Annotated in this window: 25 protein-coding genes; 17 read left to right on the forward strand and 8 right to left on the reverse strand. The window is 70.4% G+C overall.

Going from position 1 to position 24,887, the window contains the following annotated elements; translation table 11 throughout:
• Positions 1–2: 2 nt before the first annotated feature.
• From ACFV9Q_RS13400 to ACFV9Q_RS13415, 4 genes are all read right to left on the reverse strand, one after another.
• Positions 3–785, reverse strand: a complete 783-nt coding sequence (locus ACFV9Q_RS13400) for a hypothetical protein (RefSeq protein ID WP_377234812.1) — start codon at positions 783–785, stop codon at positions 3–5.
• A 115-nt stretch (positions 786–900) separates the two neighbouring features.
• Entirely contained in the window at positions 901–1,185 is a 285-nt protein-coding gene (locus tag ACFV9Q_RS13405) for a hypothetical protein (RefSeq protein ID WP_377227356.1), read from the reverse strand.
• Positions 1,186–1,199: 14 nt separating this feature from the next.
• On the reverse strand, positions 1,200–2,348 hold the full coding sequence (locus tag ACFV9Q_RS13410) for a hypothetical protein (RefSeq protein WP_377234813.1): 1,149 nt from the start codon (positions 2,346–2,348) through the stop codon (positions 1,200–1,202).
• Positions 2,345–2,674: a hypothetical protein gene (locus ACFV9Q_RS13415; RefSeq protein WP_377227354.1), complete on the reverse strand. Its 330-nt coding sequence runs from the start codon at positions 2,672–2,674 to the stop codon at positions 2,345–2,347. Before ACFV9Q_RS13415 ends, ACFV9Q_RS13410 begins: the two co-directional genes overlap by 4 nt.
• A 229-nt stretch (positions 2,675–2,903) precedes the next feature.
• On the opposite strand from ACFV9Q_RS13415, the gene ACFV9Q_RS13420 reads away from it, so the two are divergent.
• The 11 genes from ACFV9Q_RS13420 to ACFV9Q_RS13470 all read left to right on the forward strand — a co-directional run bounded on the left by ACFV9Q_RS13420 (position 2,904) and on the right by ACFV9Q_RS13470 (position 15,607).
• Positions 2,904–3,761: a hypothetical protein gene (locus ACFV9Q_RS13420; RefSeq protein WP_377234814.1), complete on the forward strand. Its 858-nt coding sequence runs from the start codon at positions 2,904–2,906 to the stop codon at positions 3,759–3,761.
• A gap of 448 nt (positions 3,762–4,209) precedes the next feature.
• Positions 4,210–4,908 (forward strand): SAF domain-containing protein, encoded by a 699-nt coding sequence (locus tag ACFV9Q_RS13425; protein ID WP_377234815.1) that lies wholly within the window; start codon positions 4,210–4,212, stop codon positions 4,906–4,908.
• 4 nt (positions 4,909–4,912) lie between these two features.
• The gene (locus ACFV9Q_RS13430) at positions 4,913–5,830 is read left to right on the forward strand and encodes a hypothetical protein (RefSeq protein WP_377234816.1); all 918 of its coding nucleotides are present in this window, start codon (positions 4,913–4,915) and stop codon (positions 5,828–5,830) included.
• Positions 5,827–7,482, forward strand: coding sequence for a CpaF family protein (locus ACFV9Q_RS13435; protein WP_377234817.1), 1,656 nt, complete (start codon positions 5,827–5,829; stop codon positions 7,480–7,482). Before ACFV9Q_RS13430 ends, ACFV9Q_RS13435 begins: the two co-directional genes overlap by 4 nt.
• Entirely contained in the window at positions 7,479–8,357 is an 879-nt protein-coding gene (locus tag ACFV9Q_RS13440) for a type II secretion system F family protein (RefSeq protein ID WP_377234818.1), read from the forward strand. Before ACFV9Q_RS13435 ends, ACFV9Q_RS13440 begins: the two co-directional genes overlap by 4 nt.
• A 1-nt stretch (position 8,358) precedes the next feature.
• Positions 8,359–9,279, forward strand: coding sequence for a hypothetical protein (locus tag ACFV9Q_RS13445; RefSeq protein WP_377227349.1), 921 nt, complete (start codon positions 8,359–8,361; stop codon positions 9,277–9,279).
• An 86-nt stretch (positions 9,280–9,365) separates the two neighbouring features.
• The gene (locus ACFV9Q_RS13450; RefSeq protein ID WP_377227348.1) at positions 9,366–9,653 is read left to right on the forward strand and encodes a hypothetical protein; all 288 of its coding nucleotides are present in this window, start codon (positions 9,366–9,368) and stop codon (positions 9,651–9,653) included.
• Between the two features lie 11 nt (positions 9,654–9,664).
• Positions 9,665–10,042: a TadE family protein gene (locus tag ACFV9Q_RS13455; protein ID WP_377227347.1), complete on the forward strand. Its 378-nt coding sequence runs from the start codon at positions 9,665–9,667 to the stop codon at positions 10,040–10,042.
• Positions 10,042–10,479 carry a TadE/TadG family type IV pilus assembly protein gene (locus ACFV9Q_RS13460; protein WP_377227346.1) on the forward strand — a complete coding sequence of 146 codons (438 nt, stop codon included), beginning with the start codon at positions 10,042–10,044 and terminating at the stop codon, positions 10,477–10,479. Before ACFV9Q_RS13455 ends, ACFV9Q_RS13460 begins: the two co-directional genes overlap by 1 nt.
• Positions 10,480–10,547: 68 nt before the next feature.
• Positions 10,548–10,958 (forward strand): pilus assembly protein TadG-related protein, encoded by a 411-nt coding sequence (locus ACFV9Q_RS13465; RefSeq protein WP_377227345.1) that lies wholly within the window; start codon positions 10,548–10,550, stop codon positions 10,956–10,958.
• Positions 10,958–15,607, forward strand: coding sequence for a LysM peptidoglycan-binding domain-containing protein (locus ACFV9Q_RS13470; protein WP_377234819.1), 4,650 nt, complete (start codon positions 10,958–10,960; stop codon positions 15,605–15,607). Before ACFV9Q_RS13465 ends, ACFV9Q_RS13470 begins: the two co-directional genes overlap by 1 nt.
• A gap of 73 nt (positions 15,608–15,680) precedes the next feature.
• Here the strand turns inward: ACFV9Q_RS13470 and ACFV9Q_RS13475 are convergent, their stop codons facing one another.
• Complete coding sequence (locus tag ACFV9Q_RS13475; protein WP_377227343.1) at positions 15,681–15,887, reverse strand: hypothetical protein; 207 nt, start codon at positions 15,885–15,887, stop codon at positions 15,681–15,683.
• Between the two features lie 286 nt (positions 15,888–16,173).
• Here ACFV9Q_RS13475 and ACFV9Q_RS13480 point away from each other — a divergent pair, with 286 nt between their 5' ends.
• Positions 16,174–16,761: a DUF6318 family protein gene (locus ACFV9Q_RS13480; protein WP_377234820.1), complete on the forward strand. Its 588-nt coding sequence runs from the start codon at positions 16,174–16,176 to the stop codon at positions 16,759–16,761.
• Positions 16,758–17,639, forward strand: coding sequence for a PKD domain-containing protein (locus ACFV9Q_RS13485; protein ID WP_377234821.1), 882 nt, complete (start codon positions 16,758–16,760; stop codon positions 17,637–17,639). Before ACFV9Q_RS13480 ends, ACFV9Q_RS13485 begins: the two co-directional genes overlap by 4 nt.
• A gap of 21 nt (positions 17,640–17,660) precedes the next feature.
• Here ACFV9Q_RS13485 and ACFV9Q_RS13490 read toward each other — a convergent pair whose 3' ends face one another.
• Positions 17,661–18,185 (reverse strand): PDDEXK nuclease domain-containing protein, encoded by a 525-nt coding sequence (locus ACFV9Q_RS13490; protein ID WP_377234822.1) that lies wholly within the window; start codon positions 18,183–18,185, stop codon positions 17,661–17,663.
• Between the two features lie 287 nt (positions 18,186–18,472).
• Between ACFV9Q_RS13490 and ACFV9Q_RS13495 the strand changes: the two genes are divergently transcribed.
• The 3 genes from ACFV9Q_RS13495 (at position 18,473) to ACFV9Q_RS13505 (ending at position 22,613) form a co-directional block, all read left to right on the forward strand.
• Positions 18,473–19,138: a hypothetical protein gene (locus ACFV9Q_RS13495; RefSeq protein ID WP_377234823.1), complete on the forward strand. Its 666-nt coding sequence runs from the start codon at positions 18,473–18,475 to the stop codon at positions 19,136–19,138.
• 491 nt (positions 19,139–19,629) lie between these two features.
• On the forward strand, positions 19,630–20,106 hold the full coding sequence (locus tag ACFV9Q_RS13500) for a hypothetical protein (protein WP_377234824.1): 477 nt from the start codon (positions 19,630–19,632) through the stop codon (positions 20,104–20,106).
• Positions 20,107–20,267: 161 nt separating this feature from the next.
• Positions 20,268–22,613 (forward strand): hypothetical protein, encoded by a 2,346-nt coding sequence (locus ACFV9Q_RS13505; protein ID WP_377234825.1) that lies wholly within the window; start codon positions 20,268–20,270, stop codon positions 22,611–22,613.
• Positions 22,614–22,656: 43 nt separating this feature from the next.
• On the opposite strand, the gene ACFV9Q_RS13510 is transcribed toward ACFV9Q_RS13505, so the two are convergent.
• A complete protein-coding gene (locus tag ACFV9Q_RS13510) occupies positions 22,657–23,547 on the reverse strand; it encodes an HNH endonuclease (protein ID WP_377234826.1) in 891 nt (296 codons plus the stop codon).
• Positions 23,548–23,698: 151 nt separating this feature from the next.
• Between ACFV9Q_RS13510 and ACFV9Q_RS13515 the strand changes: the two genes are divergently transcribed.
• Positions 23,699–24,115 (forward strand): hypothetical protein, encoded by a 417-nt coding sequence (locus tag ACFV9Q_RS13515; RefSeq protein WP_377234827.1) that lies wholly within the window; start codon positions 23,699–23,701, stop codon positions 24,113–24,115.
• Positions 24,116–24,132: 17 nt separating this feature from the next.
• Here the strand turns inward: ACFV9Q_RS13515 and ACFV9Q_RS13520 are convergent, their stop codons facing one another.
• Complete coding sequence (locus ACFV9Q_RS13520; protein WP_377234828.1) at positions 24,133–24,855, reverse strand: response regulator; 723 nt, start codon at positions 24,853–24,855, stop codon at positions 24,133–24,135.
• Positions 24,856–24,887 lie beyond the last annotated feature (32 nt).

The following is a 24,887-nucleotide window of genomic DNA, read 5'->3' on the forward strand; positions in this document are numbered from 1 at the left end:
GCTCAGTCCTCTCGCGGGGTGGTCGGTGCGGGGCGGTCGGTGTTCTTCGGCTTCCCGGCCAGCAGCTGGCCGACGCCGGTGAGGTCGGCGTTCCTGCGGTCCGCCGCCGCGGTCGCGGCTGCTGCCGCCCAGTCCGCGGGCGAGCGTCTGCCGGGTGGCGCGGCGGGTTGTGCGGCGGGTTGCGGGTCCGGTTGCCGTCCTGGTTGGCGGCCGGTCTGCGGGCCAGGTCCCGGGTCGAGCCGGCGGCCCTCGAACGTCGCGTCCGCGGGACCGCGGCTGGTCAGCTCCGGCAGCAGCTCGGTCGGTACCGGCTGCACGACGACGGGTCGCGTCGTCCCGACCGGCACGGCGGGTGCGACGGGGCGCGGCGTCGGCTCGGCGAGCCGCTCGCTCCGGACCGCGGCGCCCGGCACCACGACCATGACGCGGTGCGTCAGCAGGCGCGGCTTGGGCAGGGACACCTGCCCGCCCACGAGGCGGCCCGGGCTCGACGTCAGGTTCATCGCGTCCATGACGAACGCGACCGGGTTGCGCCCGGAGCTCGGCAGCTTGCCGGTGGCCCAGACCACCCCGACGACGACACCGACGGCGACCACGATGTTCATGAAACCGCCGAGCTGCGCCCACAGGGGGGCGGTCTTCCACAGGGCGAACGCCACCACGGCGCCCGCTCCCACCTGGGTGATCGTGTACGGACCACCCCAGATGCGCCCGCCGCTGGGCAGCTTCCCCACGAGCATGGGGATGCGTCGGGCCTTCGTGTAGAACTTCGCGGTCTCGGTCACCGGACACCCTCCTCACCACACGCCGGGCGCACGGATGCGCCCGTCCGACCAACCCTGTGCCTTGCCCCCAGCGCCATGCCCATGTTCCTGACCTGCAGCCCTGCTCCCGCGACCGTCAGAGGACGGTCTGCGTGTTCACGATCGCCGGAGCGGAGTCGAACTCGTCCTTGGCGAGCTCGGAGGTGACGTTGATGCCACCGTTCACGAGCCACAGGACGATCCCGCCCACGATCGCGGACATCAGGATGGCCGCGATCGACATCTTGGTCTTCACCGCGGTGATGACGACCATGAGGATGACGACCACGAAGGTCACGGACTCGATCGCGCTCTTGACCTCCTCGGACTTCACGGTGATGAGGTCGAGGAAGCCGTCGGCCATAACGATCTCGCTGATCATGGTTCTCTCCTTCGTTACTCCCCGGCGGTGCCGGGGTCGGTCGTGCCGGTTGGCGTCGTGTCGATACGGACAGCCGGCTCAACGCCGGCAACCTCCCAGCGGCCGTCCCGCGCGACGAGCGTGAGGACGTACTGGGCGGTCGTCTTGTTGCCGTCGAGCCGCGTGAGCTCGACGGTGGTCAGGGCGTGCGTCCCGTCGCCGTCGGCCGGGTTCTCCGTGACCTCGTGGGAGCCCTTGATGCCCGTCACGGCCACGGCCGTGTACGGGGCCGGGGTCACGGCCGAGACGGAGGTGCCGGGGCGCAGGTAGCGCGTGATCTCGCCGTCGCCCGCGACCATGGCCGCGAGGAACCCGGCCACGGACTGGCCCGCCGGCGACGTCGGGGAGATGGTCTCGGAGTAGCCGAGGTCCGGAGCCTCTGCGACGGCCGCCGGTCCGGGGACGGGCGACGGCAGCGCGAGGGCCGTGACCGCGAGGTCCGGTCCGGAGTACCTGGTGTCCGTGCGCTGCACGAGCACCGGCACCTGGAAGTAGCGACGCACCCACACGAGCGGGACCTCGGCCTGCTCGCCCTCCTTCGCCTGGCCGTCCGCGGGCGGGGGCGTCGAACCCGGGGCGGGCTCGGCGACGTCGACGCCGACCGTCACGGACCAGACGTCGTTCTCCGCCTCCTCGACCTGTGCCACCGACGAGTCGCGGATGGTCTGGCCCTCCTGGGGGAGAGTTCCGACCGGGGCGTTCGTCAGGGAGGCGATGAGCTGCTTGTCGTTGCTGTCGGCCCGCAGCCAGGTCTCCACGAGCTCGACCGCGCGCTCGGTCGCGGCGGCGGACTGCGCGGTGCTCGCCGCACCGGCGACCGCGGTGACGGGGGCCGGCGCGGGCCGCAGCGCGGTCCACACCAGGGCCGCGGGACCGGCGAGCAGCGCCAGCGCGAGCAGCGCCCCCCAGGCCTTGGTGGCCAGGGCGGGGCCGTTGGACCACTCCACGACGGCGGGCGGCGGGTCGTCGTCCGCACCTCCGCCGCCCGACGACGCGGGCGTCGCGGGCCGGTCGGGACCGCCCGCCCAGGGGGAGGCGGTGCCGGTGACGCCGTCGGCGGGGCCGGGCAGCTCGGCCGGCTTGGCGGCCTTCTTGCCCCGACGGCGCACGAGGAGCGAGCTCATCGCGTGTGCACCTCGTTCTGCAGGTCCGCCCGGATGCGCGCGCGGGCCTCGCGTGCGCTGCGCACACGGGGGCTGTCGAGCGCCTCGGTCAGGCGGATCGTCGTGTCGTTCTCACCGAGGGGGTCCTCGGCGAGCGATGCGATGAGGTCGCGCACCACGGGCGCCACCTCACCGCGTGCGGCGTGCACCTCGGCGGTGTCCCGGAGCAGCGACCACGTGTGGTCGAAGGCCGTCGGACCGGGGTCCGCGGCCTGCAGGTCCGTACTGCTCAGGTCGGTGCTGCCGAGTCCGGCGCCGGGCGCCTGGTCGAGCTCGTCCTTGCTCATCTCGCCTCTCCCGTTGATCCGTCAGTTGCGTCTGCTCAGCACAAATGGCTGGTGATGTGTTCGTGTGACATCGGTCGAGCAGGGGTTTTGGCCGAGTGTGACGCAGGTCACAGGGACTCGGAGGGAGCGGGCAACAGTGGCGGGCAACACCTTCCCGATGGACTCGGGGCAGACGGAGGGGGGAACCGCCATGCCTGCACGTACACCGGCGCCGGCATCAGGAACGCTGATGCGAGAGCTTGACCACGACTGGGCAGACCTGGTCCGTACGCGATCGTTCGCCACCGAGATCGACCGCTTCGTCGCACGCTTCCCCCGGCTCGCGGGACTGCGGCGGGGCGAGCCCGTGCGGCTCGCGCCCGACGAGGCGGACGAGGTGCTGTACGCGCTCATCGTCGAGCACGCGAGCGGCAGCTTCGCCGCAGGGCGCGCGGTGCTGCAGTGCATGCTGCCCGCGGTCCGCACCATCGTGCGCCGGTCGCGCCGGCACTACCCGGACGTGCAGGACCTCGAGCAGGAGGCCGCCGCCGCGATGTGGGACGCGATCACCCACTACGACCTCGAGCGCAGCAGCCGGGTCGCGATGCGGCTGCAGGGGCACACCCTGACGCGCGTCGTCGGTGACCAGGCCCCGCACGCCCGGGGCGGCCGGGCGAGCCGCGGTCCCCAGGTGGCGGAGATCCCCACCGACACGGACATGCTGACCGTCCTCGAGCGGCCGACCGTGCCCGAGCCCGGCCCCGACGCGGTCTACTCGCTCGCGAGCCTGTCCCTGGGCCCGACGGGCGAGGTCCTCGACGTCATCGCGTGGGGGCTGGACAAGGACGTCCTCACGCGGGACGAGTCAGCACTTCTGGCGCGGCTCTACGCGCCGGACCCCGATCTCCCGGAGTACGCCGAGCTCGGCTCGGGTCGCGGGAACTATCAGCGGCGGGTGGCCCACGAGCTGGGCATCTCGCACGCAGCCTTGCGCCAGCGGGCGAGTCGCGCAGTGCGACGGCTGGCGGAAGCCGTTCAGTCCGGTGGTCTGTCTGGGGGACAACCGGGCGAACGGGATGGTGAGGGACGACGACGGCCGACGGGCTGAGCACTGGGGGGTGCGTGATGCCCTGAAGTCGTCCGAAGTTCGCCTCATCGCGAGAGGGTCCCACCGCCAGCGGGGCCCTCTCGTTCTGTCCTCGACACTGGCAGAGACTCGCTATCTCATGCCTGACCTGCAGAGTCAATGCCACAACTGTGGTTCTGACGTGCCATCGAAGGATTGTCTGAGGGTCACTCAATATTCAAGCCATCTCCACACTTTTGAAGTCTCCTTGACCTAGCGAGCACCCGGAACGCTGATTAGCGTTCAACCTGCCGGGTCCGCCCGTCTGGATGAGGATTACCTGCGGTGACACGCGTGTGACACCGCAGGAGCCCTCGACAGCACGGGCGGGAGCACGGTGGAGACAGGCGCAGGCATGGGATCCTCGACGGGTTCCGCTCCGGGAAGACCCCTGGCGGACTTTGTCGATGGGCTCGGAGGAGACGGCACGGTGAGCAGTGGCACGAAGGTCGCGAACCAGGAACAGCAGGCCCGGTCCGCGACAAGACCCCAGCGACCCGCACCCCCCGGGCCGCTCAAACCCACGCGCGCCCGACGCCGGCCCGCCCTCATCGCCCTGGGTCTCGCGCTCGTGGCACTGAGCGTGCTGGCGAGTCTCTACCTGGCGACCACACTCGGCAAGACGTACCAGGTCCTGGCCGTGAACACGGACATCCCGCGCGGCGCCGCCATCACGGCGGGCGACATCGTGACAGCCGAGCTGCCCACGGGGCCGACCTCGCTCGACGCGGTCTCGGCCGACAAGTTCGACCAGGTCGTGGACAAGATCGCGACGGCCGACCTCAAGCCGGGGCAGCTCCTGACGTCCACGAGCTTCACGGACGAGCTCGCGCCCCCGTCGGGCCAGTCCATCGTGGGCATCGCGCTGACGCCCAGCCAGATGCCGACCAGCCAGCTGCACGCCGGCGACTCCGTGCGCGTCGTCGAGACGCCCGCGACCGGCGGCGAGCCGCCGGTGGAAGCGCCGTTCGCCATCGCCGCCACGGTGATCGGGGTCTCGGGCGACGCCGCACTCGGCGACCAGACCGTCGTCGACGTGCAGGTGGCCTCAGGCAACGCGGCGGCTCTCGCGGCCCGCGCCGCGACGGGCCGGGTCGCCATCGTCATCGACGCCGTCGGGGCCGGGTGATCCGGTGGCTCTCATCGCCCTGGCCAACGCGAAGGGTTCGCCGGGCACGACGACGGCGGCCCTCGTGCTGGCGCTCCAGTGGCCCCGCCCGGTGCTGCTCGTCGAGGCCGACCTCGCCGGGTCGTCGATCCTGGCCGGCTACTTCCGCGGCCAGCTCCCGCACGACCGTGGCCTGCAGCCCCTCGCGATCGCGCACTCCCACGGAGATCTCGAGGCAGCGTTCTGGGAGCAGACGATTCCCCTCGTTCGAAACGATCCGGACAAGAAGCTGCTCCCCGGCATCGTCAGCCCGCACACCGCACCCGCCGTCGCGAACCTCTGGGGGCCGCTGGCCAACCAGCTCGTGGCGCTGGAGCGCGGGGGCATCGACGTGCTGGTCGACCTCGGCCGGCTCGGCACCGGCGGTGCCGTGCGTGAGGACCGCGAGCCGATCGTCCGTCTCGCGGACCAGGTGCTGATCACCACCGGGTCGCGCCTGCCCGATATCGCGGTGACGCGCGAGCTCGTCAAGTCCCGCACGTCCGTCGTCGACGCCGCGGCGCGCGACCTCACCAACCTCACGGCCCTGACCATCGGTCCCGGCCGGCCCTATGACGCGAACGAGATCGCGCGGACGCTCGGCCTGGGCACCGTCGGCTCGCTCGCCTGGGACCCGGTGAACGCCGAAGTGCTGTCGGTGGGCTCGCCCGCCGGACGGCGGTACTCGACGTCCCCGCTCGTCCGTTCTGCCGCCCCGGTCATCTCCCGCCTCCAGGACCGGACCGAGAAGCGGCGCGCCCGGTTCTCCACCGGGCCGCGCGAGGCCGGCCGGGGGACCGGCCCGCGACGTCCGCCCGAGCAGTCCGGCACGAGCGCCCGCTCCGCGTCATGGAGCGTGCAGGGCGCCGCACCGTGGCAGGGCGACGGAAGGGGTGACGCGTGAGCACACCCGAGTTCCCCGACCTCTCCTCCCTGCCGATCTTCCACGACGCGGACGACCGGGCCCCGGCCCTCCCGCGTCGTGCCCCTGCCACCGATGCGGAGACCATGCCGGGCCGACGCCCTGCCGCCGTGCAGAACACCTGGACCCCGCCGGCCGCGGAGCCGGGCAACGGCGGGACCCGCATCGTCGACCCCGGGGGCCCCGGGCCCGCACGACCCGCGGGAGGCACACCGCCGTCGTCGGGCGGCGGGACCTCGCCCTGGGTCGGGGCGCTGGCCCGGGCCGAACGGGAGTACCACGGCCAGCCCGGCAACCCGCGGCTGCGCGACTCCGAGTTCTGGCGCCAGGTCAACAGCCTGCGCGGCGAGGTGTCCTCGCGGCTGACGACGGCGCTCGCGGCGCGCGAGCTGGACGAGGAGCAGCGCGAGGCCCTGGGCCAGGAGCTGATCCAGCAGGTGGTGCGCGACCACAACGACGCCCTGCTGTCGGGCGGCCAGCGCAACTGGACCACCGAGTACCAGGTCGAGGTGACGCGTGCACTGTTCGACGCGCTGTTCCGCCTGGGCCGGCTGCAGCCGCTCATCGACACGCCCGACGTGGAGAACATCGAGATCACGGGTACCGCACCCGTGCTGCTGCTGATGGGCGACGGGCACCGCATGTACGCGGAGCCCATCGCGGACTCCGACGCGGAGCTCATCGACTTCCTGCAGTTCCTCGCGGCGCGCGACCCGGCGAACGAGCGGTCGTTCACGCGGGCCAACCCGTTCCTCAACCTGGATCTGCCCGGGCGCGTGCGGCTGGCCGCCGTCGGCTGGGTGGTCCCGTGGCCGCGCGTCACCATCCGCCTGCAGCGCCTGCAGTCGGTCGACCTGGACCTGCTGCGCGAGAACCACACCATCGACGCCGTGCTGGTCGAGTTCCTCACGGCGGCGGTGCGCGCGCGCAAGTCGATCGTGGTGTCCGGCCAGGGCCAGGGCAGCGGCAAGACCACGCTGCTGCGCGCGCTCTGCGCCGGGCTGGACCCGTGGGAGTCGATCGCGACGATCGAGACCGACTACGAGCTCTACCTGCACCTCGAGCCCGACAAGCACAAGCGCGTGGTCGCGCTGCGCACGCGCGAGGGCTCGGGCGAGATGAACACGTCGGGCCGCCGCGTGGGCGAGATCAACACGAACGTCAACGTGTACGAGTCCCTGCGGCACAACATCTCCCGCGTCATCGTCGGCGAGGTGCGTGGGCCCGAGATCGTGTCCATGTTCCAGGCCATGCAGATGGGTAACGGCTCGCTGTCCACGGTGCACGCCGACGGTGCGCGCGACGTCGTCGAGCGCCTGGTCGGTATGGCCGTGCAGGACTCGACGCTCTCGGAGACGTACGCGTACCGGCAGGTCGCGCAGTCGATCGACCTCATCGTCTTCCTCCGGGTCGACTCCGAGGGCGACGGGCGACGGGTCCGCTACGTCTCCGAGGTGATCGAGGTGACGCGCGGCGAGGCCGGCAACCCGGTGGCGATCACGGACGTGTTCGAACCGGGGCCGGGCGGTCGCGCGGTGCCCAAGGTGACGCCGTCGTTCCTCGCCGACCTGGAGGCCGAGGGTTTCGACGCGAGCCTGCTGAACTACCGCGACGGGCTCTGGGAGACCGCATGACCACCCTGATCGCGGTGCTGACCGGCCTCGGTCTGGGGCTCGGGGTGTGGTTCGTCGTCGTCGGCACGCAGCGGTACGAGCCGACGCCGAGACCGAAGCGCACCACCCCACCGTTCCACGGGCTGCTCCGCCTGCTGGGCCTGACCAAGGGCGGGCCGCTCCACCCGCAGCGCAAGATCCTGGGCATCGGCGCGGCCGTGGGACTGGTGGTCGGGATCGTCACCGGCTGGTGGTCGCTCGTGCTCATCGTGCCCGTGCTGATCGTGGGTCTGCCGTCGCTGTTCCGCACCACCACCCAGTCCAACGAGGTGGAGAAGCTGACCGACCTGACCGCCTGGGTGCGGTCGCTGATCGGCGTGCTGTCGGGCGGCGCCGTCGGGCTGGAGCAGGGGATCGCCGCGACGCTGCACAGCGCCGCCCCGTCCGTACGGCCCTCGCTCGCGCGCCTGGTGGCGCGCCTGGAGGCACGCCAGCCGATCAAGCCCGCCCTGTACCGCTGGGCGGAGGAGATGGACGACTACTCGGCCGACATGATCGCGTCGGCCATGATCCTGGAGTCGGACAACCGGACCGGCGCCGTGGCGCCCGCGCTCCGGCAGCTCGCCGAGTCCCTGTCGGCGCAGGCCAAGGCGCGGCGCGAGATCGAGACCGAGCGCGCGACCGGCCGGGCGACGGTGCGCTGGGTGACCATCGTGACCCTCGTGGTGCTGGTCGCCACGGCGATGTCCGGGTACCTGAGCGGGTACGACTCGCCGCTGGGCCAGGTCGTGGCCGTGGTGCTGTTCTGCGCGTACGTGGTCTGCCTGCTGTGGATGCGCAAGATCAGCCTCGGCCAGCCGATCCCGCGGTTCCTGCCGCACGAGCGGGAGGTCTGACATGTGGCCCTGGGCAATCGGCAGCGGCCTGGTCGCGGGACTCGGCCTGTTCCTCGTGGTGCGGGAGCTGCTCCCGTCGACCCCGCGGCTCCAGTCCGCGCTCGACCGGATGAGCGGCGACGACAAGGTCGAGCCCATCACGGTGTCCGACGGCACCGAGCTCACCGCGACCCAGCGGTACACGCAGGTGTTCGGGGCGTGGGCGCAGCGCCGGCTCCCGCTCTCCCTGCTCGGGCGTGGCGGCCCGACCCGGGCCGACCTGGACCTGATCGGCAAGACCGCCACCGACCACTACGGCGAGAAGGCGCTCGGCACCGTGATCGTGCTGGTGGCGGTGCCCTTCCTCGGGCTGTGCGTCGGGCTGCTCAACCTCGGCATGCCGGTCTCGGTGCCGTTCGGGGCGGCGGTCGTGCTCGCGCTCGGCGCGTGGTTCCTGCCCGACCTCGACGCGCGGTCGAAGGCCAGGCGGGCCCGGCAGGAGTTCGCGCGGGCCGTCTCGACCTACCTCGAGCTGCTCGCGATCGAGCGGGTCTCCGGGGCCGGCGCCACCCAGGCGACGTTCGCCGCGGCGCAGGTCGCGGAGTCGTGGCCGTTCCGGCGGATCTCCGCGGCGCTCGAACGCAGCCGCTGGGAGGGCCAGGCGCCCTGGGTGGCGCTGCGCGAGCTGGGCGAGGAGGTCGAGGTGGACGCGCTGGGCGAGGTCGCCTCGATCGTGGAGCTCGCGGGTACCCAGGGCTCGGCGATCCACGACCAGCTGCAGTCCAAGGCGGCCGCGATGCGGGACGCGCAGCTCGACGTCGAGCAGCAGCTCGCGCACGACGCGACGGTCCGGATGACCGTCCCTGGGACACTTACCGTATTTGTGTACTTTTTGATGCTCATCTTTCCAATCGGGGTCACTATGTTTCAGACTGCACCCTGAGCCGGCTCGCCCCCCGGCGGCGTCGCGGTGTCACACGAGCCGCTTCTTACCCATTTGTTGAAGTCGACATCACCCCAGGAGTCACCATGAACCAGCACCTGAGCCAGGGCCGGACGGCGGCGTCGCGAGTCGCCGCGCGGGCGTCGTTGCGCGCGGCCGCGGCGCGCGGTCGCGTCGACGCTCTCAACGCCCGCTTCGCCGAGCGCTCGGCCGAGCTCCGTCGTCGGCTGTCCGCCGGTCGTGCGGGCGAGCCCGACGACGCCGGTCTGGAGTCCATCGAGGTGGTCGTGCTGTCCGTCGTGGGTCTCGGCATCGCCATCGCGCTGGGTGCGGCGATCAAGGGCCTCGTCGACGAGTACATGTCTCAGCTCTAGGGATGTAGCGGATGAACGAGCGCGGTGCCGCCTCCCTGCAGACCGTCCTGACCTACCCGATCGTGCTGATGCTCATCTTCGGGATGGTGCAGGGGGTGCTCTACTTCCACGCGCAGAACACGGCGCAGTCCGTGGCCAACGGTGCGGTGCAGGCCGCGCGCGTGGAGGGCGGCAGCGTCGACTCGGGATATGCGGAGGCCGCCTCGCGGCTCGCGCGCGGGGGCGATGCGTTCGCCTCGGTCCGGGTCTCCGTGACGCGTGGCGAGGAGATGGCCACCGCGACGGTGACCGGACTGGCGCCGTCGATCGTGCCGGGTTTCCGCGGGCTGCGGGTGGAGCAGTCGGCGACGGGGCCCGTGGAGCGGTTCACGTCGGCGGTGAACGGCTGATGAGCGGGTCCGGCGGGGGCTCGGACGAGCGCGGCAACGTGGCGATCAACACCGCCGTGATCTTTCCCGTGCTGCTCCTGATCGGGCTGCTGCTCATCATGGCGGGCCGGATCGTGCTGGCCGAGGGCGTGGTGCAGTCGGCCGCGAACGAGGCCGCGCGGGCGGCGTCGATCAGCCGGACGGCGGCCGTGGCCGGGGTGCAGGCGACGTCGACGGCGACGTCGACGCTGGTGAACTCCGGGGTGAGGTGCTCGTCGACGTCGGTCCGGCCGGCGACGGACGCGTTCGACCTGCCGCTGGGGACGGTCGGGACCATCACGGTGCGGGTGGAGTGCGTGGTGCCGCTCCGCGACCTCGGGCTGCCGGGCGCGCCCGGTTCGCGGACGATCAGTGCGACCGGGACGTCGGTGCTCGACGCCTATCGGGGGCGGTCATGACCAGGGGGGCTGGGCGTATGTGGGTACGGCGTGGGCGGACGGCGGCGACGCCGGCGGGAGCGCGGCGGGTGCGGGAGCGGGGCGAGATCAACATCCTCGCGGCCGGCATGGTGCCGGCGCTCATCATCGCGATCGGTCTCGTGGTCGACGGCGGCGGGCGACTGCACGCCGAGGACGAGGCCGAGTACGCGGCGGACCAGGCGGCCCGGGCCGCCGCACAGCAGATCCGGATCGACCGCGCGCAGATGGGACTGCCCCCTGAGGTGGATCCCGCGCGCGCGACACAGGCTGCCGCCGACACGCTCGGCGCGCTGGGAGTGCAGGGCGGGCTGACCGGCGTGAACGGCGCCACCGTCACCGTGGGCACTCAGGTCACCTACAAGACGACGTTCCTGACGTTGATCGGAATCAGCTCGCTCCGTGTCACGGCCGATGCCGAGGCGCGGGCGGTCCGCGGCATAGGACAGGAGGAATCCTGATGAGCACCTCGACAGTCCAGGGTCGTGCGGTGACCGGTGAGCCCGGTGGACCGCGGCGGGGTACCGGCGCGCGTGTGCTGAGGGGGCTGGGCGCGGCACTGCTCCTGTGCGCGCTCGTCGTCGGGATCCCGGTGGGCCTGTGGGTGCTCGGCGGGCCGATCTGGACCGGACCGGTCAGCGTGGGCCAGATCATCTCGATCCTGAGCAGCCCCGACGTGACCGGTTCGGTGCTGATCGGGCTGATCAAGATCGTCGGCTGGCTCGCGTGGCTGACCTTCGCGATCGCGGTGGTGGTCGAGGTGGTCGCGGCGCTGCGGGGACGCCGGTCGCCGCACGTGCGCGGGCTCGGCGCGCAGCAGCGCGCGGCGGCGGTGCTCGTGGGTGCGGTGATCACGATGCTGGTCGCTGCACCGTCCGTGTCGCCCGCCATGGCGGCGACGACGCCGGTGGAGGTCGCCGAGACCGGGACCGTCGTGACGGCGCCGGTCACGTCGGAGGCCGTTGTCCCGGCGGATGTCGCCACGGGAGCGACGGAGAAGTCGACCGGTGCGGACGAGGCACCGGCGCCCACCTACACCGTGCAGCCCGGCGACTCGCTGTGGCGGATCGCGGAGCAGACCCTGGGCGACGGCGCGCGGTTCAAGCAGATCGCCGACCTGAACTACGGCGTGCCGCAGGCCGACGGCAACGCGCTCGACGCCGGCAACTGGATCGAGCCGGGCTGGGTGCTGCGGCTGCCCGCGGAGGCCGCCGGAGGCGCCGACGTCGTCCTCACCGGCGCGGACGGCGACGATCCCGTCGGGATCGGTCCCTCGAAGGCGGGCGCGGACGACGGGGACGCCGTCGACGTGACCAACTCCGGGAAGGCCGCGGCCGAGGTGGTCGTGGAGCCGGGCGACACCCTGTGGGGCATCGCCGAGGAGGAGCTCGGCGACGGCACGAAGTACCCGGAGGTCTTCGAGGCGTCACGTGCCACGGACCAGCCGGGCGGGGAGCGGCTCACCGACCCCGACCTCATCTACCCGGGCTGGACCGTGACCGTCCCGGGCGCCGGGGAGGCCGCGCCGGACGAGGCGGCCGAGGGCACGCGCGGCGACGGCGCCGCGCAGCCGACACCGGACGACACCGACGAGTCGGCGTCCGATGGGGAGTCCGCGGACGCGGGTGCGGAGCAGCCGGCCGGGTCGGACGCCGGGTCGGACGCCGCGGACGATGCCGCGGGGTCGGATGCCGCGACGCCGGGCGAGACCGGGTCCGCGCCGGAGGCCGACGGCCCGGGCGACGAGGCCCAGGCCGACGGCGGCGTGTCGGAAGCGGTCGGCGCCACGAGGATCGGCCAGCGTGCCGGCGCGAAAGAGCCCGCCCCCGAGCCGGCCACGCCCTCCACCGAGGTGACGCCCGAGGGCACGGTCGAGGTCGAGCCCGAGGACATCGAGGAGCCGGGCGGCGCGGGGAACGACGTCGTGCAGGACGAGCAGACGCCGTCGGACGAGCGACCCGCCGGCGAGCAGCCGGCCGGGGAGGCCCCGGCCGCCGACGAGCCGAACCGTGCCGGTCAGAACGCCGCCCCGCGGTCGCCGGCCGACGGCGCAGCCGGCGAGCGGCGGGACGACGCGGGCCGGGACGGTGCCGACCAGCCCGACCCTGCCGACGTCGCGACCGGTACGGCCGGTATCGGCGGCCGGGACGCCGCCACGGAAGACGCGGGCAACGGCGACGCGGGCAAGGGCGACGCCGGCACCGACGGTGACAAGCCCGAACCGAAGCCCGAGCAGACCGCCGAGGGCAACCTCGTCCCGCAGGCCCCGCCCGCACCGCAGGAGACCGAGGGGCCCCAGTACGACGAGGTCACGCCCGAGGACCTCGAGAACGATCCGAACCTCGAGCCGGACCAGTCGGCGCCGCAGGGCCGCTCGCTCGACGAGTCCATCCCCGGCAGCGGGCTGATCGCCGACGAGCTCCTTCCGCAGGACCAGGGCGACGAGCCGGCCACCGACGGCTCGGCCGCCGACGAGCCGGCCGCGGAGGAGACGTCGTCCGGGGACGGTACGACCTGGGACGGCGACCCGGCGTCCGAGGACCAGCCGGCGACGGGCAACGCGCTGGAGGGCGTGATCGAGGAGCCCGCCCCGCTCGTCCCGGAGGACGAGGTGGAGCCGACCACGGTCGGGGGCGTGGGCATCGACTCGCCCCAGGGTGCGGACGACGTGCTGCCCGAGGACATCGCGAGCGACGAGCCCGTCGCGGAGGAGTCCGTTCCCGAGGTCGCCGTCGAGTCGTCGCCGCCCGTCGAGGCGGAGGCACCGGTGGAGGCCGGTGCTCCTGCGGAGCCGGACGCCGAGTCCGGCGGCGCCGCGGCGGCGGGGACGACGGTGGCGGGCGCCACCACCGCTGCCGCGAGCGACCTGTCACTCCTGGAATCGGCGAGCGATGTCGCCTCCGACCTCGTGGATGACATCGACGAGTCAGTGGGTGTGCGCACCGCGGCCGGCGTCGGCGGCCTGCTGGCCGCAGGGCTGCTCGCCCTGGTCGCCGTGAAGCGGCGCCGGGTGCGCAAGGGTCGCGAACCCGGCGAGACCGTCGTCGTACCCGGGCCGGAGACGCCGGCGGGGGCGCTGGAGCGCGACCTGCACGGCGTCGAGGACCCCTTCGGACGTGACCAGGTGGACCGCGCGCTGCGCAGCCTCGCGGCGTGGCACCGCGAGCGTGGCCTGCCGCTGCCGGGGGTGCGCATCGCGCGGCTGAGGAGCGGTGAGTTCGTCGAGCTCTACCTCGACCGCGCCTCCGACCTGCCCGAACCCTGGGCGAGCACGACCGACCGGTTCATCTGGCAGCTCGCGGCGGGCGACGCGGAGGCGGCCGCGCAGGTCGGTTCTGCGGGAGCCACCGCAACCGAGGAGGGCGAGGCGCCCTACCCGGCCCTCGTCACCGTCGGCCACGACGACGAGGACGCGCACCTCATGCTCGACCTCGAGAACCTCGCGTGCCTCGACATCCGCGGCACGGACGCCGCCGCGCAGGCCACCCTCGCGGCGCTCGCGGTCGAGCTGGCCACGAGCCTGTGGGCGGACGACCTGCAGATCACCGTGGTCGGCACGCTCGGCGACCTGCCGGGCGTGGTCGACACGGGCCGGGTGCGGCACGTCGCGGGCCTCGCGGAGATCGTGCGCGAGCTCGAGGCGCGCGCTGCCGACGTCGACCGTACGCTGGCGCAGGTCGGAGCGACCTCCGTGGCCGAGGCGCGCGGCCGTGGGCTGGCGACCGATGCCTGGACGCCGGAGATCCTGCTCGTCGGCGAACGGCTCGGCCTGACCGATCGGGCCAGGCTGGAGAGTCTCGTCGAGCGCGTGCCGAGCGTCGGGATCGCGGCCGTGACGTCCAGCGCGGAGGTGGGGGACTGGGTGCTCGACCTGACCGGCGACCTGACCAACGGCGACACCACCCGCGGCATCCTCATGCCGGCCTACATCGCGGTGCGCCCGCAACAGCTCGACGCCGAGACCTACGCACAGGCCCTGGCCCTGCTGGCCGAGCCCGAGACCGCGCCCGGCCCCGAGTGGAGCCGTTCGATCGACCGCACCGAACCGACGCTCGAGGAGATCCCTGTGGAAGCTGTCCGCGCTGGTGCCGCGGATTCGGACGTGGCGGTCGGCGAGGCGACGGCGCTAGCGCCGTCCGCCTACGGCACGGGGACGGCGGCCGGACCGGCGGTCCCGGCGACCCACGGCAGGCTGCCCGAGAGCTTCTCGCCGTGGGCGCGGGCCGCGGTCAGCGTGGCGACCCCGCCGCTGGGGACGCCCGTCGTCGGGACGGGTGGGTCGGCCGAGACCTCGGGGCCGGCCGAACCGGCGCCGGAGCCGCTCGTGGTCGAGCCGCCGATCGTGCGGGTGCTGGGGAACGTCGAGCTCGCCAGGACGACGGGTGTGGAGCTGCCCTCCACACACCAGCGGCAGGCGACCGAGCTGATCGCGTTCCTGGCGTTCAACCCGGGTTCGCGCGGTTCGGACATCTCGAAGGCGCTGTGGCCCTCGCGCGAGCCGAACCTGGCGACCCGGCGTTCCGCCGTGTCGCGCGCGCGGCGCTGGCTGGGCACCGACCCGAGCGGCTTCGAGTACCTGCCGCGCTACTGGTCCGCGGACGACGGCGGTCAGGCCGACGTCGAGTCCGCCGGCTACCGCCTGCGCGGGGTCGCCACGGACTGGCACAAGTTCTGCGACCTGGTCGGCCCGGACCTCACGCAGACGCCGACGTCGGACCTGCTCGCCGCGCTGGACATGGTGCGGGGCAAGCCGTTCGAGGGCGTGCCGCTGCGCAAGTACGTGTGGGCCGAGCAGCTGATGCACACGATCTCGTCGGGTGTGGTGGACGTGTCCCACGAGGTGGCCCGTCGCGCGCTCCTGGAGGGCGACGTGGCGACCGCGCGGCACGCGTCCCAGGTGGGGCGGCTCGCCGACCCGGTGGACGAGCGGTCGTGGCGCAACGGGATCCGCGCGGAGATCGCCTCCGGACGACGGGACGCGGTGGGCCGGCTCGTGGACCGGCTGCGCGATCACCTGGAGCAGCTCGCCATGGAGCCCGAGCCGGACACCGAGGAGCTGCTTGCGCAGGTGGACGAGCAGGAGCGGCGTCGGGAGCGCACCGGGGGCTGACGTCGGGCCGGCGTTGCCGCAGGGGCGGAGACACGGACAGCAGACAACGTCTGCTGTCCGTGTCTCGTTGCGCTCAGTCGAATCCGCCCGGGCCGGGGATCGGCGCGAGGTCGATCGCGAAGCTCTCGGCGTCCTCACCGGTGAGCCTGGCGAGCAGGGTGCGGAGGGCGGCCTCGGCGTCGTCCAGGAAGACCGCCTGGCTGACGGCGCCGGGGACGCCGACCGCGCGCAGCGTCCAACGCTGGTCGTCGCGGTACGCGACCACGGTGTACCTGTTCATTCCGGGCTCGCTGGCCGCGGCGCGGTGATGTCGACGCGATGAGATGTCATGGTGGCAAGCCTGTAGAGGAACAATGCGATCCGCTACTTGAAACTCATATTGGCCACCTATTAGCGGTGATATCAATATAAATGTCGGGGTACGGGGCGCCCTTCCTGTGGGCCGTGATGCGCACTGTCCCCAAGGTTTTCCACAGGGCCCACTTTCCGGATCCCGGGGCCCCGGCTAGCGTCATTCCCGGCCGTTGCGGATACGCAACGGCGTGGCCGAGGGGCGGGGTGCGGGGATGAGCGGCATGGTGATGCGCGCGGCCGGGCTGATAGTGACGGCCGGATTGGCGCTGACGGGGTGCACGGGCTCGCCGCCGGATCCTGAGGCTTCTTCGGCCCCTTCTGGCGTTTCAACGCCTGCGGCCAGCGCGAGCCCTTCCCCGTCGTTGCCGGCCAAGCCGGAGCGTCCCGAGGCGATGAAGCGCAAGGACGCGGAGGGGGCGGCGGCTGCGGCGGAGTACTTCATCGAGCTCTACCCGTACGTGATGGCCACGGGGGACACGGAGGAGTTCGAGGCGATGTCGCACCGGGCTTGCGGGTTCTGCGAGCAGGCGATCAAAGATGCTGAACGGATTCAGGATCAAGATCGACTCTTCCAAGGTGGAACGACGGAGGTGAAGATTCTTGATCGCTTTGCGCAGGATGATCTGACCGGCATCTACCCGCTTGACGTAGAAGTACACCAGGCGCTGTCTGAGACGCTAGCGGCCGATGGGTCCGTCGTCTCGTCTGCCGAGGCGCAGGTGTCTGCTCATCGTGTTGAGGTTGGTCGCAAGGATGGTCATTGGGTGGTTGTCGCGATCGCGCCGAGGCCGAAGTCGTGAGCGGGATCAGTGTGGTACTCCTGGCCAGCGCGATGGTTTTTGCGGTGCCTCAGGCCAATGAACAACCAACCTTTAGTGGAACGTCGGAACACGATCAGGTCTCGGTCGAAGCAATCACACCAATAGGAGCCGCGAGGGCTCCGATCGAGGCCGCAGGCGATCGCGGGCGTCCGTCGCTCGCGCCGCCCGTCCGCCAGTGGCGCGTCACTCCCGCGCTGTGCTTCCTGCGTGACCTCGGTGGGGCTACCGTGCTCGCAGAGTCGTGCGACGAAGGCCACCGGCTCGCCTATGAGGGCATCGAGTGCGAGGACGACGAACAAGCGGTCGGCGCCCTGTTCGAGCAGCGTCAGCTGTCGGGCGAGTGGTCGGACGCCGCGCTGGTCGAGGATGAGTCATGCCTGGCCGAGCGGCGTCGTCAGGTCGACATTCCCGCCGCCGCGGCACGAGCGTTCCAGGAGATGCAGATCGCGCCGTCGGAGGTGAACGTGCAGCCGCCGGACGGCTGGACGCTCGTCAACGCCGACACCATCGCCTTCACTGATCGGGAACCCCGAACCGTCAGCACCGAACTGTTCGGCATCCCCGTGGATATCCGTGCGGTCCCGAGCAGCTACTCCTGGGACTTCGGCGACGGCACAGCTCCGCTGAGCACCACCGACCCGGGTGCCCCCTATCCCGCCCACACCATCGCGCACGCCTATGCGAAACAGGGCACGGCGACCATCTCGCTCACCACCACCTGGAGTGGTCAGTTCCGCCTGGCTGGTGAGCCCACCTGGCGCGGCGTGCCGGGGGAGGCGACCACGGCGTCGTCGTCGGGCAGCCTGGAGATCCTGGAGGCGAGGGCGCGTCTGGTGGAGGACCTCTACGGCGGCTGACGCCGACCGCGCTCTCGACGCTCACGACATCGCGTGCTTGGCGGTCGTGGTGTCGAGGCAGCGATCGACGAGCGCGGTGAGCTCGAGCGGGAGCGGCAGATCCGCCTGTTCTACGTCGGGCAGTTCGTCGTACAGGGTGACGGCGACCGGGCCTGCCATCTGGTCGGCCGGCGCGTCGGTGCAGAGCAGGATCCCGACCGTGGGGCGGTGCGTCTCGGGGATGCGTACAAGGTCGTCCACCAGCGACACCGTGTATCGGGTGCGGCCGATCAGGACAGGGTTGAAGCGACCGACGTGAACTTGGATCGCTATGTAACGCAGCTGGGTCACATGGAATAGCAGCAGGTCCACGGAGTAGTCGCGCTCGTCCTCCATCAGCTCCATGTGCCGGTCCACCACGCACATGTGGCGGTCCGGCAGGGCGAGGAGATCCTCCAGATGGTCGACGACGATGCCGGTGAAGGTGCGGCGGATTGACTCGGTGATCTCGTCGATGACGTCCTCGAACCCCTCGGGGCCGGACTCGGTGCGCCGGAACATGTTCATCGCTCACCGGTCCGGCGGATGGGCTCGGCTCGGGCAGTCAGAAGGTTCATGGCTCAAGCCTGTAGAGGCATTGCAACATTCGCCACCTGAGTTGCGTATACGCAACGAATCGCCACGAGGACAACCTCAGCCAAGGTCGGGGCATGGCAAGTTGGTGGCTCGTTCTTGCCCAGTGTTGGCGAGATGTTGTGAATTATCACGGAGGCGCCTTGCCGGGAAGACGGATGTAGCGCACCCTTGTTCCGGCCGTGTTCACTGAGTTGTGCCCGAAGTTGAGGGAGTCGCCGATGGTCTCGTCCGCCATCACGCCCAAGCGCACCATCGCCGTCCTCATCGGGGTCGCAGTCATAGCGGTGGCGGCATTCGCGGTCGTGCGATCGGGTGTGTTCGAGCCGGAGACAGTCCAGGGCGCGATCCCCGGACCGGGATCATCGTCCCCCTCGGCGTCGGCTTCCGCGAGTCCTTCCGCGACGCCGGCTCCAGAGCCGTCCGCATCGCCGACGACGCCGGAGCAGGTCAAGGCCAAGAACATCGCAGACGCGAAGGCGCGGCTCGTAAAGTACTACGAGACGACGGCCCAAGTAGCGAACAACAGCTACAAGGACTGGGAACGTAAGTTGGTTCCGTTCTGGGGTAGTTTCGAAATCCGAGACTCGATGGGAGTCGCCTACGCCCAAAGTCTGGACGCGGGCCAGTACACTACAGGCGTTGCGAGGATCGAGTCGGTTCGGCCCACGGGCTATAAGGCACCTGAGCCGGATTACGAGCGGGTGAATTTCGAAGTTTGTGTCGACTTTTCCGACGTCCAAACGTTCGAAGAGAACGGTGCGAAAATTGAGCGCCAGGCTGGTGTCCCTACGCGCTATTACCTTCAGTATGAGATGCGGCACCATGGTGCCGATCGGGGCTGGGCAATCGACCTCGAAGAGCGGCAAGTGGAGCGCGCATGCTGACCGGACGCAGATCTGCTGCATGGACATTGCGGATTGGGCTATTCGTGATGGTGGCCTTGACCGCGGTCATATTGGTCAGGCCTCCACTTGCAGCGGCAGAATGCCGAGAGGTCCTGCTGCCAGACGGCACGGTGAAGACGATCTGCGAAGACGATGACGACAGCGGCGAACCAGGCGACGGTGGCGGAGACGACAATGGTGGAGGCAATCAGAATCCCCGAACCTGCGAGTTAGAAGGACACGAGATCCCGTGTACTAGTGAGTTTGGCGTCTGGGATGGTTACTGCTATATCCGTGTTGCCACTGATGACCCAAATGTGCACAAGGACCTCTGGGGAGAACACACGGATGGCGTAATCCTTGAGTGCAGTCCCTACGACTGCATTGGCGGACCGGATCCATGCCCAGGTGCGTCGCTGGACTGGGCCCCGGGTCCCCCTGCTCCGGTTGGCCCGTCTGTCGAAGAACTCGCACGCCGTGCCGTTACCAGCATGCAGCTTACGATGGGCCAGATAGGCTCCACCCCGCCAGCATCTGCACGGGAGGATGTGGTGGGTGCGATAGGTCTGCCCATCTGGCTATGGGTTGCCAATCGCGCAGAGAACACGATTGGACCTATCACCCGTACCGCGAGTGATGGCGGTCTGACTGTGAGTGCGACCGGCACGCTGAACCGTGTCGAGTGGACGCTTGTCGATGCGAACGGCAACACGGTTGGCACTATTACCTGCGACGGAGTTAATGCTCCAGGGACGCCGTACGACGGTCGGAACAGCGCGGAGCCGTCGCCTACGTGTGGATTTGGCGCGGACCTCAACAGCAGCCCAGGCACACTGACCCTTACCGGTACGGCCTACTGGTCCGTTGAGTGGCAGGGCGGCAATCAGTCCGGTCAGATTGATGTTCCTGCGCAGAGCAACACCACGCAGATCCGGATCGGCGAGCTCCAGGCGCTTCTCCGGAACTGAAACACCGACGATCGAATCTCTGCGTTCCCCGATACAGGGCGGCGGAGAGTTCACCCCACCATCGGCACTATTGCCCTCTGATCTGGCCATTGCCGCCGATACAGTCCTCGTGACGCCGCACCCATGACCTGAGCCGGCGGGCCAATGGAGGACACGCACCAATGGTTTCTGCCGAGGTTCCTGCGCGCCCGTTCGGGCGTGGCGCGACCGTCTGGATGGCTTCCTTGGCCGCGACGACGCTGCTCGCGGTGGGCCTGGTGCCCGCACACCAGGCGGCAGCCAGTCCCGCGCCGAGCAGCATGGAACTGGGCAGGTTGTCCACGACGTCGGACGCAGTGCCCGTGCCGTCCGCCCTGTTGGCGGCCGCAGGAGAGCTGCCCGCCGCCGCGCAGGCCGTGGCGCTGGCCGGCTCTGTGGTCTTCGTGCAGGTCACGGGAGAGGCCGGCCCGCGAGTGCTATGGCGCGAGCAGGACGGTGGCGGATGGTCTTCCACATGGGGCGGCGTCGAGCTGGCGGGCGAGCTCATCGCGGCGGAGAACGACGTCGTGCACCTGCGGCAGGGTGAGATCGAGATTCTCGTGTGGACGCGGGACGGCGGTGGAAGCCGGACGGTGCCGAGCGGGACACGGCTGGGGCGAGGCGCGCAGTACATCGCGTACCTCAACGACCGTCCCTATGTGGCAGTACAGACCGTGACCACCGACCAGGACCTGCCGCTGCCTGCGCAGGGAGCGGGGGACGGCAGGGAAGGTTTTGCCGTCGTGGGAGACGACGTCGCATTCATGCGCAGTAACGGCGTCCGGTTCTTCGACATCCCGACGGTGCGGGTGGTCGCCTTCGAGGTCCCGTGCCCGTACACGGTCGGGCGCGACGCGGCTCTCGCTGGTGTCGGGTCCCGGATGGTGCTCGCCTCGTGTGGACCGGACGATGCCATCGGGGCAGCAGATCTCGGCGGAATCTACACCCCACTCACGCCCGTCGGGTCGTTGCAGCGGGGGTTCGTCGCCGGGGAGTCCTTCGCGCTCGGCCGGTCCACCGTGACCGGTGACCTGACCGTCGTTCCCGTGCTGAACGGGATCGGTGGTGAGAGCACCGGAACGCTCGGCGCGACGACGGACTTCGACCTGGGTGACGACGCAACGACCGTGGCCTTCATCGACGGTGCCGGCGACATCCGTGCTGCGGATCTCGACGGCTGGTCCTCCGACCTCGCAACGGAGATCGTCGATTCGGCGCCCCCGTCCTCGCCCGCGGACATCTCCGGAACGCGGAGCGTCGACGGTTCGGTCCTGATCAGACGCGACTACTCGGTGTTCGTGGACTCGAGAGACGCGGGGACATCACCCTTCGAACCGATCGGAGTGGCGACCGAGGAGCTTCGGTATCGGCAGAAGCTCGCTGGTCAGAGCTCCTTCGGCGGCTACGTCGGCATTGACTCCGGATCGACGTCCGTCACGCATCCCGTCGGATCCACCACCTGCTGGTCCGGTCGGGCCGTCGATCACGCGGGCAACCAGAGCGCCTGGAGCGGGGAGACCTGCGGGACGATTGACGGCACCCGTCCGACCGTCACCACCACGGCGCTCCCCGTGCGGATCAAAGCGACGGCGACGGCAACGCCCGTGACGTTCAAGTATTCGGCGACCGACAACGGGCGGATCGGCTCGTTCGACGTCCGCTATCACAAGGACAAGGGCGGCAAGCAGATTGGCCCGTGGGTGTACCCGACGTCGGGCACGGGGATCACCGCGCGCTCGTTCACCGTGGGCACCGGGAAGTCATACCGCGTCTGCTTTTCCGTCCGCGCACGGGACACCGCCGGAAACACCACCGGGTGGTCGAGCTCGCGCTGCACCTACGTCGACGGCGCTGCACCGAAGTTCACCAAGGTGGAGATGTCCACGCGCTGGCTCGCACCGATTCCGAGCGGCCTGCTCAAGTGGACCCCCCGACTCACGTACGCGGCGTCGGACGACCAGGCCGTCGCCGCCTACCAGGTCCAGGAGCGGACGGCGGGCATGTTCGGCGGGCTGCCGTCCACGCCGTCGACCTACCCGTGGAAGACGGCCCGAAGCATGGAGAACTTCCTCGATCCGGGCGATCAGGCGTGCGCGAGGGTGCGCGCCAAGGACAGCGTCGGGAACGTGAGCGCCTGGTCACCGTGGCGCTGCGTCAACGCGCCCTTCATGAACGGGACGGGGCACATCGACGGCGCCAACAACGGAATCTGGGGGTTCACCGTCTACGACAGGGGGCCGGCGTCGACCGCGAGGACCGTCGCCGTGCGTTCCGTCCGGGTGAAGGTCCAGACGGGGCCCAGCTACGGGTCGATGAAGGTCTACGCAGGATCGGAGTACCTGGGCACGGTCAACGCTCACTCGGCGACGAGCGGCACGAGGTGGGCGACGCTCACCACGTCGTCGGCCACGGTGAAGGCCGTGAAGGTTCGGTTCGTCGCGACGAGCTCGAAGGACGTGCGGGTCAAGACGCTTTACTTCGTGCGTTGACGGTTCGACTTCGCTAGCCCGGTTCAGGCGGTCGACCCACTCATCAGGTCCGGACCCCGAACTGCTCGTATCGCCATGCCAGGAATTCGGCGCTCGGACGGTCGGCACTGCGCTGCGGAAGTTGGATGGTCCGGCCGTGCATCTCCTGCAACCCGTGCCTCAGCATCGGTCCATCGACCTTTTCCAGGATGTCGCGGGAGATGCGCACCTCGTAGTCCGGCGTCACACCGAGCATGTTCTGGTCGTACGCAGCGTGGTGGATCTTGCACAGCGCGAGGCCGTTGTTCACCGTGGGAACTCCACGCTCATGTGAATCCGGGATGATGTGCGCTGCGTCGAGCAGCGATCCGTACTTCAACTCGCAGATCGCGCACTGCGTGCCGTACGCGATGATGACGCGCGTGCGAAAGGCCGGCTGATGCAGCCGCTCCTTCGCGAGTCGCAGTGCGTAGATTCGCTCAGGCTCCGGCATGTGTCGTACGTCGTGCACAAAGTTGAAGGACTCGTCGAGAGCGATGATGAAGGTGCGCTCCTCCGGATAGTCCTCGACGACGTAGACGGGCGCCACGGGCGTGTAGATGTTGGGCACCTCCTTCCGGAACAGGATCAGCGGAGCGCCCGTGGCCATCGCGTTGCGGAGCTTTCGATTGTCGCCCGACCAGGGGTCTCCCTCGCGGTAGGCATAGTGGAGGAGACCATCTTCGGACTCGGTGTCGTCGTAGGGCCCGTCGGTGGCACTGACGATGGACAGAGTGGACTCGAATGACGCGGGATTTCGGATTCCTCGCGAGTAGTCGATGATCGGGAGCTTCTGGCCGTCGATGTGGAAGTCGAGCAGTTCGGCGCGATTGAGAAAGCCGCCGTTCGCCTCGGCGCGCTCCTGAACCCAGGAGATGATGCGTGGGCGCAATGCCTTCTCGAACGCAGATTCCATGTGCACACCTCACCAGATCTCATCGGCTGGGGGAAGCCATGAGCACGCTGGGGCGCAGTCGCACCACACCGTGGTGACCAGCATGAACTGTCAAGCGTCGGATCCTCCGTGTGGGATGCCCGGTCGCAGCGTGGAGTCCAGGATGGACCCCATGGCATCCACCTCCTCCGTCCTCCGCGGTATCGGCCAGGTCGCTCTTGGCGCCGCACTGCTCACGGCCGGCATCAGCCACCTGACCACGGCCCGCAAGGAGTTCCAGGCCCAGGTACCCAGCTGGTTCCCGGCCGATCCCGACACCGTCGTGGTCGGGTCCGGCATCGTCGAGATCGGCCTCGGCACCGCCCTGGTGGCCACCTGGAAGCAGCCGGTCCGACGGCGCTTGGGGGCGCTGGTCGCCGCGTTCTTCGTCGCGGTCTTCCCTGGGAACATCGCGCAGTACGCGGGGCGTCGAGACGGGTTCGGGCTGAACACGGATCGCAAGCGCGCGCTACGGCTCCTCGGCCAGCCTGTCCTTGTCGCGTGGGCGCTCGCGTCGACGCGGAACCGTGCCACCAAGGCCGGGAGCTGACACCGAGCGGCCGGGCGTCAGACGCCCTGGAGCATTCCCAGCTTGCTCGCGAAGTCGACCAGCTCGAACGTCGAGCCCGTCACCAGGGTCGCGCCCGCGGCTCGCGCCACGTCGGAGACGGGCTCGACGTTCCCGTAGAGAACGAACGGCAGGTGAGCGTCCGCCGCGCGGACCTCGGCGAGAAAGCGGAGTCCGGCGTCGGGTACGTCCACGCCGGACTCGTGCCGGCCCATGTCCGAGATCACCAGCCCGTACCGCCGACTCCCGAGAAGGCGCATCGCCTCGGCCGTCGAGCGCGCGGTGTCGACCTCGGCGCCCTCGCGCCGCCACGACTCCGTGACCATCGCGTTGTTCTCGGGGTGGTCGTCGACCCAGAGGATCGGGAGGCTCGCGGGGACCGTGACCCGTCGCTCCTGTTCCTGCGACATCCAGGCGGTCTCGTCGGGATGCGGGATCGCACCCTGGGACTGCCCGGTGGCCCCGGTCTCGGTGTTCGGCACGACGCCGTCGAGCTGCCGCTTGAGCAGCGCCACCTCGCGCTGCAGATCGGTGATCATGTCGGACTGCTGGTCCGTCGCCTGCTTGAGGTTGAGCCGCTGCCCGCCGATCTCCAGCGTGACGTCGTCGGAGTTGCGCAGCTTCGACAGGAGCTGTCGGCCGAACACCAGCAGCACGACGATGACGAGCAAGGGCCACAGGAGGCTGGCGACAGCCCCGATCAGGTCGGCAACGGGAGTCACGGGGGCAAACGTACCGGTCAGAGCCGTGGAGC

The organism is Promicromonospora sp. NPDC059942 (assembly GCF_042731755.1).
Lineage (GTDB): Bacteria > Actinomycetota > Actinomycetes > Actinomycetales > Cellulomonadaceae > Promicromonospora.